The organism is Streptomyces sp. NPDC047841 (assembly GCF_040704085.1).
Classification (GTDB): Bacteria; Actinomycetota; Actinomycetes; order Streptomycetales; family Streptomycetaceae; genus Streptomyces; species Streptomyces argyrophylli.
The window spans coordinates 93,999-108,480 of record NZ_JBEYRP010000015.1; the positions used below are offsets into that span (position 1 = coordinate 93,999).

Genomic DNA, 14,482 nt, shown 5'->3' on the forward strand with positions numbered 1-14,482 from the left:
TCGACTGATCATCTGATAGGCATCGCCGCTCGCGCGCACTACGCTGCGCCCATGAGCATGCTGACTCCCCCCGGCATGGGCGGCCAGTACCGCATCACGGGGGACAAATACCCTCGGATGCGTCCGACCCGGCGACGCGGCAGGCTCGTGGCCGTCGTGGTGGCGTCCGCCGCCGCGCTCGGCCTGATCGGCTGGGGCACGCTCCAGCTCGTCGACGTCTTCAGCGGTGGCGGCGACAAGTACACGGCGAGCGCGTCCACGACGGGCTGCCGGACCAGGACCGAAGCGGCCCCGGCGGCCCAGGCGCACGCCCTGCCCGAGCCCGGCCGGATCACCGTGAACGTCTACAACGCGACCAAGCGCTCCGGGCTCGCCAAGAGCACCGCGGACGAGCTGAAGAAACGAGGCTTCAAGATCGGCGACGTGGGCAACGCGTCGAAGCAGTACGACAAGAAGGTCAAGGGCGCCGGAATACTCCTCGGCTCCGCCGCCGCGCAGGACACCTCGCTGCGCGTCCTCGGCACCCAGCTCGCCGGCGCGGAGGAGCGCGCCGACATCCGCAAGGGGGGCGACGTCGACCTCGTCATCGGCGACGCCTTCAAGGGGCTGGCGCAGCCGGCGGCCGCGAAACAGGCGCTGACGGCCCTGACCGCGCCGAAGCCGGCGGCTTCCCCGAAGAAGGGCTGCTGAGCGGCGCCCCGGAAAGGGGCGCGGAGCACCGCGCGAGAACCGCTCGCGCCCCCGCACCCCCGGGCGGCGACCGGGCCGCTCGCTGGTGGGCGAGGACCTACTCCGCCGCCCCGTAGAGCCGGTCCCCCGCGTCCCCCAGCCCCGGCACGATGTACCCGAGCTCGTTCAGGTGGTCGTCGACAGCCGCCGTGACCACGGTGACCGGCGTTCCCGCCAGCTCCCGCTCCATGACCTCGACGCCCTCGGGCGCGGCCAGCAGGACCACCGCCGTGACGTCGTCGGCGCCGCGCTTGATCAGTTCCTGTATCGCCGCGACCAGCGTGCCGCCCGTGGCCAGCATCGGGTCGAGGACGTACACCTGGCGGCCCGAGAGGTCCTCCGGCATGCGCGAGGCGTACGTGGACGCCTGGAGCGTCTCCTCGTTGCGGATCATGCCCAGGAAGCCCACCTCGGCCGTCGGCAGCAGCCGGACCATGCCGTCCAGCATGCCGAGGCCGGCCCGCAGGATCGGCACCACCAGCGGGCGGGGACGGGCCAGCTTCACCCCGGTGGTCACCGCGACCGGCGTCCGGATGTCGACGGCCTCGGTGCGCACGTCCCGCGTGGCCTCGTAGGCGAGCAGGGTGACCAGTTCGTCGGCGAGCCGCCGGAAGGTCGCGGAGTCGGTGCGCTGGTCGCGCAGCGTGGTGAGCTTGTGGGCGACCAGGGGGTGGTCGACGACGTGGAGACGCATGCCCCTAACGGTACCTGCGCCCCGGGCCGCCCTCGCGCTGGCGTCAAACCGGCCAACCGGGGGAAGGTGGGAGGGACGGACTGGGGTGGTGTGACGTGTCTGACCTGCCTGACCTGCCCGCGGACGCCTTCGGGCCCACCGGCGACACGGCCGGCCCCGCTGCGCGGTCCGCGCGGACCGATTCCGACAAGCCCGAGAGCGAGACCGAGCGCCGGCGCCGCCGAGCGCAGTTCCTGCGCGAACTCGCCGAGGCGCGCGCGCTGCGCGCCCGGGTCCAGCCCCGGCGCGCCAAGGCCGCACGACTGCGCCACGCGATGCGCATGCGGACGTTCCGCTGGTAGTTCCGGGGCCCGTTCGCGGGACGCGGGGCCAGGCTCGCGCCGGTGTCGGGGGCGGCCGTGCGTGAGCGCGGGGAAAAGCCGCGTACGATCCGCAGGTGGCGGCAATGAGCGCGCTGGTGAACCGATCACGGATCCACGATCGAAACAGCCAGACACAGGGAGCCGAAGACGTCCCCTGGAGGCCTTCTTTCTGCCACGATTCCGAGTGGGTGGGGCTCGGAGCCCAGCTCTCTCCGCCCAAGTACCTCCGCCGGGGGGACCCCCAACCGGCACGCCTATGACCAGTGGGAGAGTCACGGTGTACTTCGCCGCACTGCTCGCGCGCACCGAAGACGGGTGGGAAGCGAGCGACACAGAGCTCGACGATGTGGAGACCCTGTCGGATCTGGCCGACCTGGCCCGGGAAGCCTCTCCCGACGAGGACACGGTGCTCGTCCTGATCGAGCAGGAGGACGCCTGGTTCGGTGTCGTCCGCGTGGACGGCGAGGACGACCCTCGCATCTACGTCTCGGACGCCGCCGCCGCCCAGCGCAGCGCGTACGGGGAGCTGCTGCTCACCGACGAACTGCTCGGCCGGGAGCCCGGCGTGGACGACGGCCCGGACCTGGACTCCCTGGACCTCGACGGCACCGAGGACGGCGAGTCCGAGGACGACGAGGACGAGGAGGAGGAGGGTGCCGCCACCGACGCGGTGCCGCACAGCCCGGTGGGCGACAGCGAGATCCTGGACGACCTGGGCATCAGCGAGAAGGAACTGCGCGCCCTGGACGCCGACGACGCGCTGAACACCATCGCCGAGGCCCTGGGCGCCTCGGAGGTGCTGGAGACCGTCCGCTGACCACGTCGCAGCGCACGCAGGGCATGCCGGACCCGGTGCGGGACCCCTGGCGCGCCGCGATGCGGCTTGCCCTGGAGGAGGCCGGGCTGGCCGTCCGGGACGGGGACGTCCCGGTCGGCGCCGTCGTGCTGTCCCCGGACGGTACGACGGTGCTGGGTGCCGGGCACAACGAGCGTGAGGCCACCGGTGATCCCACGGCCCACGCCGAGGTCCTCGCGATCCGGCGGGCGGCGGCCCGGCTCGGGGAGTGGCGGCTGACCGGCTGCACGCTCGTCGTCACGCTGGAACCGTGCACGATGTGCGCGGGCGCGCTCGTGCAGTCCCGGGTGGACCGGGTGGTCTACGGCGCCCGGGACGAGAAGGCGGGAGCCGCCGGTTCCCTGTGGGACGTGGTGCGCGACCGCCGGCTCAACCACCGGCCGGAAGTCATCGAGGGCGTGCTCGCGGCGGAGTGCGCCCGGCTGCTCACCGCGTTCTTCCGGGACCGCTGAGCCGCCGCCGGATACCGATTTCGGACCACGGCCCCCCGTGCTGTAGGGTCTCCCTCGGTAGCGTGTCCGAGCGGCCGAAGGAGCTCGCCTCGAAAGCGAGTGTGGCGCAAGTCACCGAGGGTTCAAATCCCTCCGCTACCGCTCGTGGAAAGGCCCCGTCAGCTGACGGGGCCTTTCGTGCGTTCCGGACGCAACCCGGCTGCGGCGGCGCGCTGTTGGCCGTACGCGAAGGCGTGAACGTTACACTCGCGGCCGGCAGGCAGCAGGGGCCCGAGGGGCACTGGTACAGGGGAGGCCGCGGTGGCGGTGAACGCCAAGAAGATCGCCGTGTACGTGCTCGTGGTCTTCGCGCTGTACGTGATCATCACGGATCCGGCCAAGGCGGCCGACTACGTCCAGATAGGCTTCGAGGGCATATCGGACGCCGCGAAGGCCATCGGCGACTTCATGACCTGGGTCGCCCACGGAGGAAAGAACTGAGGTACACCCCATGATCCGCCACCTGGTCCTCTTCAGGCTCAACGAGGGCGTCGGGCGCGACGATCCGCGGGTCGTGGCGGGCGTGGAGGCCTTCCGGGCCCTGGGCGGGCAGATCGAGGAGCTGCGCTTCTGGGAGTGCGCCTGGAACATCAGCGACCGGCCGATCGCCTACGACTTCGCGATCAACTCGGCCGTCGAGGACACCGACGCCCTCAAGCGCTACCTGGAGCACCCGGCCCACCAGGCGGGCGTCGCGCTGTGGCGCGAGTTCGCCACCTGGGTGATCGCCGACTACGAGTTCTGAGCCCTCCACCGACGCGAACCCCTCGCCGTTCCGGCGAGGGGTTTTTCGTGCGATGCGTACCCACATCATCGGTGTTTGAACCACAACACGGGGTTATCGGGTGCTTGCACACAGTGCACATGTCTTGTGATGCTATGACCGCTTTTGACGGATGATTGACCGACGAAGAGGTGGCGTTGACCGTGTCGGCCAGTACTGCGCCGCCCCAGGAAGAGGCGCCCACTCCGACCCCGCCGGCCCCCGAGAAGCGCCGCGGCGCGGACACCCGGGCCCTGACCCAGGTGCTGTTCGCCGAACTGAAGGAACTCACCCCCGGCACGCCGGAGCACAACCGGGTGCGCGGAGCGCTGATCGAGGCGAACCTCCCGCTCGTACGCTACGCCGCCGCCCGCTTCCGCTCCCGCAACGAGCCCATGGAGGACGTCGTCCAGGTCGGCACCATCGGACTGATCAACGCCATCGACCGCTTCGACCCCGACCGGGGCGTGCAGTTCCCGACCTTCGCGATGCCCACCGTGGTCGGCGAGATCAAGCGGTACTTCCGGGACAACGTCCGCACGGTGCACGTCCCGCGCCGGCTGCACGAGCTGTGGGTGCAGGTCAACAGCGCCACCGAGGACCTGACCACGCTCTACGGCCGCTCGCCGTCCACCGCCGAGATCGCCGAGCGGCTCCGGATCGGCGAGGACGAGGTGCTCAGCTGCATCGAGGCGGGACGCTCGTACCACGCCACCTCGCTGGAGGCCGCCCAGGAGGGCGATGGGCTGCCCGGACTGCTCGACCGGATCGGCTACGAGGACCCGGCCCTGGACGGCGTGGAACACCGCGACCTGGTCCGCCACCTCCTCGTCCAGCTCCCCGAGAGGGAACAGCGCATCCTCCTCCTGCGCTACTACAACAACCTCACCCAGTCACAGATCAGCGCGGAACTCGGCGTCTCCCAGATGCACGTGTCGCGCCTCCTCGCCCGTAGCTTCCAGCGGCTGCGTTCCGCGAACCGGATCGACGCGTAGCCGCAGCAGACGCCGGGGCGGCTGGTGCACGGCAGGCGCACGGAAGCACGCCCCGAACGCCACTGCATCGCAAACCCGATCGAGCGTTAACCGGCGCGGGCGAATCGCTCACCAGCACTGTTGCCGACAGTTCGGGCCCGAAGGACCGTCAGACCCCTTGTTTGCAGGGCCGATTCGGATCTGTCATGTCGACATGTCGGTACAGCGCGTTGCCGACATGTGACATTCTGCGGGAAGCGCGTTTGCCGGAGCTCCGGCGCCGGTATTCAGGTGAAGGCTGCGTTGCTCGCGAGAGACGGCGCCGCCGCGACCGTCCCGCGACCCAAAGGGGGTGGCATGTCCGCAGACCAGGGCAGCTCGAAGGTGCTGACGCCCGCGATGAGCGAGGCAGCGCCCAAGGAGCTCTACGCTCTCGACGTCCTCGACGGCTTCGAGGGCGTCACGGCCCTCGAAGCCGTGCCGTCCCCGGCCGCCGAACCGGCCGCCGAAGCTGTCCCGGCCGCGCAGGTCACGGCCACCATCGACACCCGCACCCTGTCCCGCTCGCTGTTCCTGCGCCTGGCGGCGCTGGGCGAGGACAGCCCCGAGCGGGCGTACGTCCGGGACACCCTGATCGAGCTGAACCTGCCGCTGGTGCGCTACGCGGCGGCGCGGTTCCGCTCGCGCAACGAGCCGATGGAGGACATCGTCCAGGTCGGCACCATCGGCCTGATCAAGGCCATCGACCGGTTCGACTGCGAACGGGGCGTGGAGTTCCCGACGTTCGCGATGCCGACCGTCGTGGGCGAGATCAAGCGGTTCTTCCGTGACACCTCCTGGTCGGTGCGCGTCCCGCGCCGGCTCCAGGAGCTGCGCCTGGCCCTCACCAAGGCCAGCGACGAGCTGTCCCAGAAGCTGGACCGCTCGCCCACGGTGACCGAGCTGGCCGCCGTGCTCGGTGTCTCCGAGGAGGACGTGGTCGACGGCCTCGCGGTCGGCAACGCCTACACCGCCTCCTCCCTCGACTCCCCGGCCCCCGAGGACGACGGCGGCGAGGGCTCGCTCGCCGACCGGCTCGGCTACGAGGACACGGCCCTGGAGGGCGTGGAGTACCGGGAGTCCCTCAAGCCGCTGCTGGCCAAGCTCCCGCCCCGGGAGCGCCGGATCATCATGCTGCGCTTCTTCGCCAACATGACCCAGTCGCAGATCGGCGAGGAGGTCGGCATCTCCCAGATGCACGTCTCCCGCCTGCTGACCCGGACGCTGGCGCAGTTGCGGGAGGGCCTGATCTCGGACTGACGCCGACCGCCCGCCTCCCGCCCGACGGGGCGTCGGTCACCATGTCCGGATGCTCGATGCCGGAATGGTCCGTACGACGACATGGACGCGTGGCCGCCGAGGCGCCGTTACGGCAGCGTCGGCGGCCGTCGTGCGTCCGGGCGGGGTGCTCGCCGCGTGCGCGGGCGGTGGTGCGGACGCGCGGGCGGTGGTGCGGACGGCGGCTGTACGGCGGCCGGCGCGCGGCAGGGCGGCCCGACGGCCGTGGCGCCGACCGGACCGGCAGTCCGCGTGCCGCTCGACGGGGAGAAACGGTCCGGCGGCGGTGGAGACGCCCCCGCGGAACCAGCTCCACCGCCCGCGCGGAGGAACCGGCCCCGTCCGGGTGACCCGCGCTGCGCCGCGCCACTGCCGCCGCCGGCCGGCACGGACGGCCCCGGCACCCCTCGGCCCCCGGCGCCCTCGCCGGCCTCGGTGAGTCCTACTTGACCGCCAGATAGGCGACGCCGGCGACCACCAGGAGCGCCACGATCACGCCGATGATCAGACCGACCCGGGGGCCGGAGGAGGCCGCCTGCTGCTGGGGCTCCTGGGGAGCCTCGTCGACGAACGCGCGGAACATCTGGGTGCTGCCTGCGGGGTCGTAATTGCCCTGGGGGCCCTGGGTGTTAGCCATGGCCCGAGACCCTAGCGAATCCCGGTGACCGACCCAAGTGCGGGGCCACCGGGACAGACGGGGGCACGCCACCCTCAGTCACCTGCATATTTACGGTCGCAATACTTGCCTTTGCCAAGTTTTTGCGCCGCCGACCCCTCGTTTGTTTGCCTTCAGCAACCAAGCAGTCCTATGGTTGCCCCAAGCAACGAATACGGGAGGTGTGATGGCCGAGCAGGCGCAGTTCGAAGAGCTGGCGCGTCAGCTCAGTGCCGTCGGAGCCGTGAAACGGGACATGGGGCGGATCCTGCCGCCGGACTGCCCGGCCGGTTCGGCCGCCGTGCTGACCCTGCTCGGCCGCCACGGGGACATGCGCATGAGCAAGCTCGCGGAGCTGCTCGCCGTGGACATGTCGGTCACCAGCCGGCACGTCGCGCACGTCGCCGCGCGCGGCTGGATCGAGCGGCACCCCGACCCGGCGGACAAGCGCTCGCGCATCCTGCGCCTGACGCCCACGGGCCTGCACCAGCTGGACGACCTGTCCCGGCGGACCACGCACCTGCTGGCCGAGCGGCTCGCGGACTGGACCGACGAGGACGTCGACGAGCTGATCCGGCTGATGACGCGTCTACGCGCGTCATTCGGAGACTGCCGGTCCGCCCCGCTGCGGCTCCCCGCTCCCGTAGACGAACAGACCACCCGTACACCCGCAAGCACGTAAGAAAAGGAAGCCCATGGCAACGACCACACCAGCCGGTGTGCGGGCTCACGCCAAGCACGGGGGAGGCTCCCACGGCGACGCCCCGATGACCCACCGGCAGATCATGGAGGCACTGTCCGGGCTGCTGCTCGGCATGTTCGTGGCGATCCTGTCGTCCACGATCGTCTCCAACGCCCTGCCGCACATCATCGGGGACCTCGGCGGCGGCCAGTCCGCCTACACCTGGGTGGTCACCGCCGCCCTGCTGTCGATGACCGCGGCCACTCCCCTGTGGGGCAAGCTCGCCGACCTGTACAGCAAGAAGGCTCTCGTCCAGATAGCCCTGATCATCTACGTGGTCGCCTCGATGGCGGCCGGCCTGTCGCAGAACCCCGGCATGCTCATCACCTTCCGGGTGTTCCAGGGCATCGGCGTCGGCGGCCTGTCCGCCCTGGCGCAGATCGTCATGGCCGCGATGATCTCCCCGCGTGAGCGCGGCCGCTACTCCGGCTACCTGGGCGCCACCTTCGCCGTCGCCACCGTCGGCGGCCCGCTGCTCGGCGGTGTCATCACCGACACCTCCTGGCTGGGCTGGCGCTGGTGCTTCTACGTCGGCGTCCCCTTCGCCGTCCTCGCGCTGATCGTGCTGCAGAAGACCCTGCACCTGCCCGTGGTCAAGCGGGAGGTCAAGGTCGACTGGGGCGGCGCGACCCTCATCTCCGCCGCCGTCTCCCTGCTGCTGGTCTGGGTCACCTTCGCCGGTGACAAGTACGACTGGGTGTCCTGGCAGACCTGCGCGATGGTCGGCGGCTCGATCGTCCTCGGCGCGCTGTTCGTGCTCGTCGAGTCCAAGGCGAGCGAGCCGATCATCCCGCTGCGCCTGTTCAGGAACCGCACGATCACGCTGGCGTCGCTCGCCTCGCTGTTCGTCGGTATCGCGATGTTCTCCGGCACCGTCTTCTTCAGCCAGTACTTCCAGCTGGCCCGCGACAAGTCCCCGACCATGTCGGGTGTCCTGACCATCCCGATGATCGGCGGCCTGTTCGTCTCCTCGACCGTCTCGGGTCAGTTCATCACCCGCACCGGCCGCTGGAAGGCGTGGCTGGTCAGCGGTGGCGTGCTGGTCACGGCCGGCCTGCTGCTGCTCGGCGGCATCCGGTACGACACCGCCTACTGGAAGATGGCCATCTTCATGGCGCTGCTGGGTCTCGGCATCGGCATGATGATGCAGAACCTGGTCCTCGCCACGCAGAACCAGGTCACCCCCGCCGACCTCGGCTCGGCCAGCTCCACGGTCACCTTCTTCCGCTCCCTCGGCGGTGCGGTCGGCGTCTCCGCGCTGGGTGCCGTGATGTCCCGCCGGATCACCCACTACGTCCAGGACGGCGTCGCCGACCTGAGCCCGAAGTACCAGAAGGCCCTGGCCGGCGGCTCCGGTTCGACCGACAGCATCCCGGACATGAACGCGCTCCCGAAGCCCATCCGGACGCTGCTGGAGAGCGCCTACGGCCACGGCATCGCCGACGTCTTCCTGATCGCCGGCTGCCTCGCCGCCGTCGCCTTCCTGATCACGCTGTTCATCAAGGAGGTCCCGCTGCGGACCAAGGGCGCGCTCGCGCAGGCCGCCGAGGGCGAGGCCCCGGTGACCGACCCGGCCGCCGCGCCCGCCGTCGCCGAGGCCCAGGCCCCGGTCACCGCACCGGTCCCGGCCGCGGTCGCCGCCTCCACCGAGGCCGCCTCCGACGGCACGGCCACCGCCACCCGGCCGATGGCGGCCGTCGCCACGGTCGCCGAGCCCGTCGGCTCCGGCGGCACCCCGGTGCACGGCTTCGTCCGCGGCGCCGAGAGCGCCCCGGTCCCGCAGGCCGCGGTCACCCTGATCTCGCTGTCCGGCCGCCAGCTGGGCCGCGCGGTCGCCCAGGGCGACGGTTCCTACGCGCTCGACGCCCCGGGCACCGGCAGCTACGTCCTGATCGCCTCCGCCGACGGCTACCAGCCGCAGGCCTCCACCGTCGTGGTGGGCGAGGAACCGCTGTCGTACGACATCCTGCTCAGCGGCACCAGCGGGCTGACCGGTGTGGTCCGGGCCGCCGGGAGCGCGCTGCCGGTCAAGGACGCCATGGTGATCGTCACCGATGTGCGCGGTGACCTGCTGGCCACCGCCGCCACCGGCGAGGGGGGCGACTTCGCCCTCACCGAGCTGGTGCCCGGCACCGTGACCGTCGCGGTCAACGCGAGCGGGTTCCGGCCGCGCGCCCTGCCGGTCGAGGTCGGCGCCACCGGCGTCACCCGGATCGAGGTCGACCTGGACGCCGGCGCCCGGCTCCAGGGTGTCGTCCGGGCCCCGCACGGTCCGCTGGCCGACGCCCGGGTGACCCTGGTCGACCAGGCCGGCAACGTGGTCGGCACCGCCACCACCGGCACGGACGGGGCGTACGCCTTCACCGACCTGGACAGCGGCGAGTACACCGTCATCGCGACGGGTTACCCGCCCGTGGCCACGGCCCTGACCGTCTCCGGCCCCGGAGTCGACGGCCACGACATCGAACTCGCCCACCCCGGCGAGTAGTTCGACCCCCGGCCCGTGGTGGCGCGCGCCTTGAGCGGAGGGCACGCCCGCCACGGGCCGGTCTCATACGACCATTTTTTGAGCCTTTTTCAGGGAGAAACGGGATGGGACTGACCGCGAAGATCCGTACGCGGGACGGGTGGGCCGTGTCGCACGCGGTCGTCACGGTGACCGACATGACCGGTACGCAGGTGCTGCGGGCCGAGGCGGACGCCGAGGGGGCCGTAAGGGACACCACCGAGCTGGCGCCGGGGGCGTACACGGTGATCGTGACCGCCGTCGGCTACGCGCCCGCCGCGTCCAGCGCGATCGTCACCGCGAGCGGCCGGGCCGAGGTCGGCACGGTCACACTGGCCCGGCAGGGCGGCACCGAGCTGCCGCCGCCCGGCCCCTGGACCATCGACCCGGCGCACTCCTCCGTCGCCGCGGTCGCCCAGCACCTGGGCATCTCCAGCGTGCGCGGCCGGTTCACGGAGTTCGGCGGCACGATCGAGATCGCGCCCGACGACGTCACCAAGTCCCGGGTGGAGACGGTGATCAGGGCCGCGTCCATCGACACCGGCAACGGCATGCGGGACACGCACCTGCGCTCCGCGGACTTCCTCGACGTCGAGAACCACCCCGAGATCACCTACCGTTCCACGGGACTGACCCAGGCCGGCCCCGACCGCTGGACCGTGCACGGCGAGCTGTCCCTGCACGGGGTCGTACGACCCGTCGACCTGGACCTGGCCTACCTCGGCACCGGCGCCGACCCGTGGGGCGGCACCCGCGCCGCGTTCCGGGCCAGCACCGAACTGCACCGCGAGGACTTCGCGATGAACTACAACCAGGTCCTCCAGGCGGGCATCGCCGCCATCGGCACCACGCTGAAGGTGGAGCTGGACATCCAGGCGGTGCAGGGCGACTCCCTGCCCCAGGCGTAGACATAGGCACAGCAGGGTCAGCCACCGGGGCACCCGCTGCCCCTAGGCTGCCTTCCATGGCACCGAACATCGCTACCAACACCCGTGTGTCGCTGGACGAGCTGCTGGACTTCGTACGTCCCCGGCACCGCGCCCTGCTGATCACGCGCCGGGCCGACGGCTCCCCCCAGGCGTCCCCGCTGACCTGCGGCGTCGACGACTCCGGCCGGATCGTCGTCTCGACCTACCCCGAGCGGGCCAAGACCCGCAACGCCAAGCGGGACCCCCGGGTCGCCCTGGTCGTCCTCAGCGACGACTGGAACGGCCCCTGGGTCCAGATCGACGGCACGGCCGAGGTCATCGACACGCCCGACTCGGTGGAACCGCTGGTCGAGTACTACCGCAACATCGCCGGCGAACACCCCGACTGGGACGAGTACCGCGAGGCGATGGTCAAGCAGGGCAAGTCCGTCATCCGGATCACCCCGGACCGCTGGGGCCCGGTAGCCACGGGCGGCTTCCCGGCACGGCTGGTGTCCGAGTAACCCACGTCACGGCCTGGCCTCGTGGTACGGCCGCTGCCCGGACGAACCCCGCCCCGGCGGGCCCGACGGACGGAGTCCGGCGCCGCGCTCCGAAGCCTGCGCAGCAGTGCGAGGGGCGCAGACGAAAGGGGCCCGCGAGGCGATGGTCAAGCAGGGCAAGTCCGTCATCCGCGTCACCCCGGACCGCTGGGGCCCGGTAGCCACGGGCGGCTTCCCGGCACGGCTGGTGTCCGAGTAACCCACGTCACGGCATGGCCTCGTGGTACGGCCGCTGCCCGGACGAACCCCGCCCCGGCGGGCCCGACGGACGGAGTCCGGCGCCGCGCTCCGAAGCCTGCGCAGCAGTGCGAGGGGCGCAGACGAAAGGGGCCCGCGAGGCGATGGTCAAGCAGGGCAAGTCCGTCATCCGGATCACCCCGGACCGCTGGGGCCCGGTAGCCACGGGCGGCTTCCCGGCACGGCTGGTGTCCGAGTAACCCACGTCACGGCCCGGGCCTGGACGGGCGGCCCCGGGCGGCCGGTGGGGTCGTGCGGCCAGCGGGTTCGCGGCGCGGCTGGCGCCCGGGTGCTGCCCATCCCGGCCTTGGCCTCATGGCTCCTCGCGGGCGGGGTGGTCAGCCTCGGGTGACCATCGCCTCGATTCCCGCGACCAGCAGGTCCAGGGCGAAGGCGAAGTCGCGGTCCAGCATCTCGGCCACCGTGTCGCCGCCGCGCGCCGCCATGAGGTCCTTGGACTCCCGCATCATGTCGGCGGTGCCGGGGACCTCGTCCACCAGGGACATGGCCTGCTCGAAGTACTCGTCGGCGCTCAGCCCGGTGTCGGCTATCCGGGTGCGGAAGTGACCCTCGATCGTGCCGAAGCCGTACACGAACTGGAAGACGGCCGAGATCGCCCCGGTCACCCCGTGCGCGGGCAGCCCGGCCCGGCGGACGACCCGCTGCACCACCCGGGAGAACGCCAGGGAGTTCGGGCCGATGTTGAGGAAGCGCCCGGCCAGCGGGGACAGCCAGGGGTGGCGGACCAGCAGCCCCCGGTACGCGGTGGCCAGCGCGCGCAGCTGCTCCCGCCAGTCCTCGTCCGCGTTCTCCGGGTCGGGCAGCCGCAGCTCGGCGTAGGTGGCGTCCAGGGCGAGTTCGAGCAGGTCGTCCTTGGTGTCGACGTACCAGTACAGGGACATCGCCGTGACGTTCAGCTCGGCCGCCAGCCGCCGCATGGAGAACCTGGTGAGGCCCTCGGCGTCCAGCAGCCGCACGGACGCCGCGGTGATCCGCTCCCGGTCCAGCCCGGACGGCTGCCCACTGCGCCCACCGCGCCGGGCCTTGCCCTCCAGCCACACACTGTCCCGCGCCGACCGACCTGCTGCCTTCGCCACCGGCGGCCCTTCCTCGTTTGCGCTCACTGTCCCAACCTAGGGGCGCGGGGAACTGCGCGACCAGCCACAACGCACCCACAGTCGCCCGACTACCCCATCCCCCGAGCTGCTAGGCGGACACCCTCTCCGCCCGCCGGAGCAATCCGGCGGCCAGGAAGCCCCCGACGAGCACCGCGACGGCGCCCACCAGCTGACCCGCGCCCAGCGCGGCCGACAACGACTCCCCCGAGGCCACGGAGGAGCTGAGCACGGCGCCCAGCACAGCGACGCCGAGCCCGTTCCCGAACTCCGCCAGCGTGCCGTTGATCCCGGCCCCCACCCCCGCTTTCTCCGGAGGAATCGCCCTCATGATGGCGTGCGCCATCGCCGGATTCGCCACCGCGCAGCCCGCGCCGATCAGCAGCAGCCCGAGCAGCGTCCCCGCGTAACCCCCGGAGTCCACCTCCGCGATCGACACCAGGCCCCCGGCCATGCACACCATCCCCAGCGCGATCGACACCGGCGTGCCCAGCCGCGCCGACCACTTCGCCGACAGTCCGGTGAAGTTGAGCGCCACCACGGTCAGCGCCAGCGGAGCGGTCCGCAGGCCGGCCTCCAGCGGCCCGTACCCGAGCACGAACTGGAGGTGCTGTGTCAGCAGGAACAACGCGCCGCCCATGCCGAACACGATGAGCACGGCCCCGGCGACCGCCCCCGTGAACCGCGGGTCCCGGAAGAAGTGGAGGTCGAGCATCGGCTCGTCGGTCCTGCTCTCCCACCAGGCGAAGGCGCTCAGCACCAGCACCGCCACGGCCGCCGTGCCGACCACGCGCGCGGACGTCCAGCCGTGCGCCGGCCCGGAGATGATGGCGTACACCAGCGAGGCCATGCCGATGGTGGACAGCACCGCTCCCGGCAGGTCCGGGCGGTCACCGCGGGGGTTCTTCGACTCCGGTACGAGCACCACCACCGCGACCAGGCCGAGCGCCGCGACCGGGATGTTGATCAGGAAGATCGCGCCCCACCAGAAGTGGTCCAGCACGAAGCCGCCGATCAGCGGGCCGCCGGCGAAGCCCAGCGCGTTGACCGCGCTCCAGATGCCGATCGCCTTCGGCTGCTCCTCGGGGGAGAAGATCTGCATCGCCACGGCCAGCGTGGTGGTCACCAGCAGCGCGCCGCCGACGCCCATGCCGGCCCGCGCGGCGATCAGCTGACCGGTGCTGCCGGCGAGTCCGGCCACGAGCGAACCGACGCCGAACAGGGCGAGCCCGGCGATCAGCATCTTCTTGCGGCCGTAACGGTCGGCGGCGCTTCCCGCGGTGAGCAGCAGACCGGACTGCACCAGGGAGTACGCGTTGATCATCCACTGGATGTCGGAGGTCTGCGCGTGGAGTTCCCGGGTCAGGGAGGGGATGGCCACGTTCAGGACCGTGTTGTCGAGCAGCACGGTGAGCTGCGCGAGACAGATGACGCCGAGGATCAGCCAGCGTTGGGGATGGCCTTGGGGGGCGGACATGCCGTACACCGTATAGCGACCGCTATACGGTGTACAACGCGTTTCCCGGCCAACCGGCCACCCCCGGCCGGCCCGTCCTCGGCCGACCGCCCT

16 protein-coding genes, 1 tRNA gene and 2 pseudogenes are annotated in these 14,482 nt (G+C 71.6%); 15 read left to right on the forward strand and 4 right to left on the reverse strand.

The window, feature by feature from the left end; all coding sequences use genetic code 11:
• Positions 1 to 51: 51 nt before the first annotated feature.
• Positions 52 to 690, forward strand: a complete 639-nt coding sequence (locus AB0947_RS25695) for a LytR C-terminal domain-containing protein (RefSeq protein ID WP_366752686.1) — start codon at positions 52 to 54, stop codon at positions 688 to 690.
• A gap of 97 nt (positions 691 to 787) precedes the next feature.
• Here AB0947_RS25695 and upp read toward each other — a convergent pair whose 3' ends face one another.
• Complete coding sequence (gene upp / locus AB0947_RS25700; RefSeq protein WP_171154866.1) at positions 788 to 1,423, reverse strand: uracil phosphoribosyltransferase; 636 nt, start codon at positions 1,421 to 1,423, stop codon at positions 788 to 790.
• A gap of 95 nt (positions 1,424 to 1,518) precedes the next feature.
• On the opposite strand from upp, the gene AB0947_RS25705 reads away from it, so the two are divergent.
• The 8 genes from AB0947_RS25705 (at position 1,519) to AB0947_RS25740 (ending at position 6,168) form a co-directional block, all read left to right on the forward strand.
• The gene (locus AB0947_RS25705; protein WP_366752687.1) at positions 1,519 to 1,764 is read left to right on the forward strand and encodes a hypothetical protein; all 246 of its coding nucleotides are present in this window, start codon (positions 1,519 to 1,521) and stop codon (positions 1,762 to 1,764) included.
• A gap of 298 nt (positions 1,765 to 2,062) precedes the next feature.
• Positions 2,063 to 2,602, forward strand: a complete 540-nt coding sequence (locus tag AB0947_RS25710) for a hypothetical protein (protein WP_366752821.1) — start codon at positions 2,063 to 2,065, stop codon at positions 2,600 to 2,602.
• A 23-nt stretch (positions 2,603 to 2,625) separates the two neighbouring features.
• On the forward strand, positions 2,626 to 3,093 hold the full coding sequence (tadA, locus tag AB0947_RS25715; protein WP_366752688.1) for a tRNA adenosine(34) deaminase TadA: 468 nt from the start codon (positions 2,626 to 2,628) through the stop codon (positions 3,091 to 3,093).
• Between the two features lie 56 nt (positions 3,094 to 3,149).
• Positions 3,150 to 3,234: transfer RNA gene (locus AB0947_RS25720), tRNA-Ser, on the forward strand.
• Positions 3,235 to 3,393: 159 nt separating this feature from the next.
• Entirely contained in the window at positions 3,394 to 3,573 is a 180-nt protein-coding gene (locus AB0947_RS25725) for a hypothetical protein (RefSeq protein ID WP_171154861.1), read from the forward strand.
• 10 nt (positions 3,574 to 3,583) lie between these two features.
• Positions 3,584 to 3,877: a Dabb family protein gene (locus AB0947_RS25730; RefSeq protein WP_171154859.1), complete on the forward strand. Its 294-nt coding sequence runs from the start codon at positions 3,584 to 3,586 to the stop codon at positions 3,875 to 3,877.
• Positions 3,878 to 4,053: 176 nt separating this feature from the next.
• Entirely contained in the window at positions 4,054 to 4,890 is an 837-nt protein-coding gene (locus AB0947_RS25735) for an RNA polymerase sigma factor SigF (RefSeq protein ID WP_366752822.1), read from the forward strand.
• 336 nt (positions 4,891 to 5,226) lie between these two features.
• On the forward strand, positions 5,227 to 6,168 hold the full coding sequence (locus AB0947_RS25740) for an RNA polymerase sigma factor SigF (protein WP_366752689.1): 942 nt from the start codon (positions 5,227 to 5,229) through the stop codon (positions 6,166 to 6,168).
• Positions 6,169 to 6,628: 460 nt separating this feature from the next.
• Here the strand turns inward: AB0947_RS25740 and AB0947_RS25745 are convergent, their stop codons facing one another.
• A complete protein-coding gene (locus AB0947_RS25745; RefSeq protein WP_366752690.1) occupies positions 6,629 to 6,823 on the reverse strand; it encodes a hypothetical protein in 195 nt (64 codons plus the stop codon).
• Positions 6,824 to 7,028: 205 nt separating this feature from the next.
• Here AB0947_RS25745 and AB0947_RS25750 point away from each other — a divergent pair, with 205 nt between their 5' ends.
• The 6 genes and pseudogenes from AB0947_RS25750 to AB0947_RS25775 form a co-directional block, all read left to right on the forward strand.
• On the forward strand, positions 7,029 to 7,523 hold the full coding sequence (locus tag AB0947_RS25750) for a MarR family transcriptional regulator (protein WP_171154851.1): 495 nt from the start codon (positions 7,029 to 7,031) through the stop codon (positions 7,521 to 7,523).
• A gap of 13 nt (positions 7,524 to 7,536) precedes the next feature.
• Entirely contained in the window at positions 7,537 to 10,071 is a 2,535-nt protein-coding gene (locus tag AB0947_RS25755) for an MFS transporter (protein WP_366752691.1), read from the forward strand.
• A gap of 104 nt (positions 10,072 to 10,175) precedes the next feature.
• Positions 10,176 to 10,997 (forward strand): YceI family protein, encoded by an 822-nt coding sequence (locus AB0947_RS25760; RefSeq protein WP_366752692.1) that lies wholly within the window; start codon positions 10,176 to 10,178, stop codon positions 10,995 to 10,997.
• Between the two features lie 56 nt (positions 10,998 to 11,053).
• The gene (locus tag AB0947_RS25765) at positions 11,054 to 11,521 is read left to right on the forward strand and encodes a PPOX class F420-dependent oxidoreductase (RefSeq protein WP_366752693.1); all 468 of its coding nucleotides are present in this window, start codon (positions 11,054 to 11,056) and stop codon (positions 11,519 to 11,521) included.
• A 133-nt stretch (positions 11,522 to 11,654) separates the two neighbouring features.
• A pseudogene (locus AB0947_RS25770) lies at positions 11,655 to 11,759 on the forward strand (PPOX class F420-dependent oxidoreductase); the annotation flags it as partial.
• 133 nt (positions 11,760 to 11,892) lie between these two features.
• Positions 11,893 to 11,997, forward strand: a pseudogene (locus AB0947_RS25775) (PPOX class F420-dependent oxidoreductase); the annotation flags it as partial.
• Positions 11,998 to 12,135: 138 nt separating this feature from the next.
• On the opposite strand, the gene AB0947_RS25780 reads toward AB0947_RS25775, so the two are convergent.
• The gene (locus AB0947_RS25780; RefSeq protein ID WP_366752694.1) at positions 12,136 to 12,894 is read right to left on the reverse strand and encodes a TetR/AcrR family transcriptional regulator; all 759 of its coding nucleotides are present in this window, start codon (positions 12,892 to 12,894) and stop codon (positions 12,136 to 12,138) included.
• 109 nt (positions 12,895 to 13,003) lie between these two features.
• Positions 13,004 to 14,389 (reverse strand): MFS transporter, encoded by a 1,386-nt coding sequence (locus AB0947_RS25785; protein ID WP_366752695.1) that lies wholly within the window; start codon positions 14,387 to 14,389, stop codon positions 13,004 to 13,006.
• Positions 14,390 to 14,482: the final 93 nt, after the last annotated feature.

What these genes read in the sequence shown, in the direction of transcription:
- AB0947_RS25695 (WP_366752686.1), top strand. Translation starts at nt 52, where the DNA reads ATGAGCATGCTGACTCCCCCCGGCATGGGCGGCCAGTACCGCATCACG.
- upp (WP_171154866.1), bottom strand. Translation starts at nt 1,423, where the DNA reads ATGCGTCTCCACGTCGTCGACCACCCCCTGGTCGCCCACAAGCTCACC.
- tadA (WP_366752688.1), top strand. Translation starts at nt 2,626, where the DNA reads ATGCCGGACCCGGTGCGGGACCCCTGGCGCGCCGCGATGCGGCTTGCC.
- AB0947_RS25730 (WP_171154859.1), top strand. Translation starts at nt 3,584, where the DNA reads ATGATCCGCCACCTGGTCCTCTTCAGGCTCAACGAGGGCGTCGGGCGC.
- AB0947_RS25740 (WP_366752689.1), top strand. Translation starts at nt 5,227, where the DNA reads ATGTCCGCAGACCAGGGCAGCTCGAAGGTGCTGACGCCCGCGATGAGC.
- AB0947_RS25745 (WP_366752690.1), bottom strand. Translation starts at nt 6,823, where the DNA reads ATGGCTAACACCCAGGGCCCCCAGGGCAATTACGACCCCGCAGGCAGC.
- AB0947_RS25750 (WP_171154851.1), top strand. Translation starts at nt 7,029, where the DNA reads ATGGCCGAGCAGGCGCAGTTCGAAGAGCTGGCGCGTCAGCTCAGTGCC.
- AB0947_RS25755 (WP_366752691.1), top strand. Translation starts at nt 7,537, where the DNA reads ATGGCAACGACCACACCAGCCGGTGTGCGGGCTCACGCCAAGCACGGG.
- AB0947_RS25760 (WP_366752692.1), top strand. Translation starts at nt 10,176, where the DNA reads ATGGGACTGACCGCGAAGATCCGTACGCGGGACGGGTGGGCCGTGTCG.
- AB0947_RS25765 (WP_366752693.1), top strand. Translation starts at nt 11,054, where the DNA reads ATGGCACCGAACATCGCTACCAACACCCGTGTGTCGCTGGACGAGCTG.
- AB0947_RS25785 (WP_366752695.1), bottom strand. Translation starts at nt 14,389, where the DNA reads ATGTCCGCCCCCCAAGGCCATCCCCAACGCTGGCTGATCCTCGGCGTC.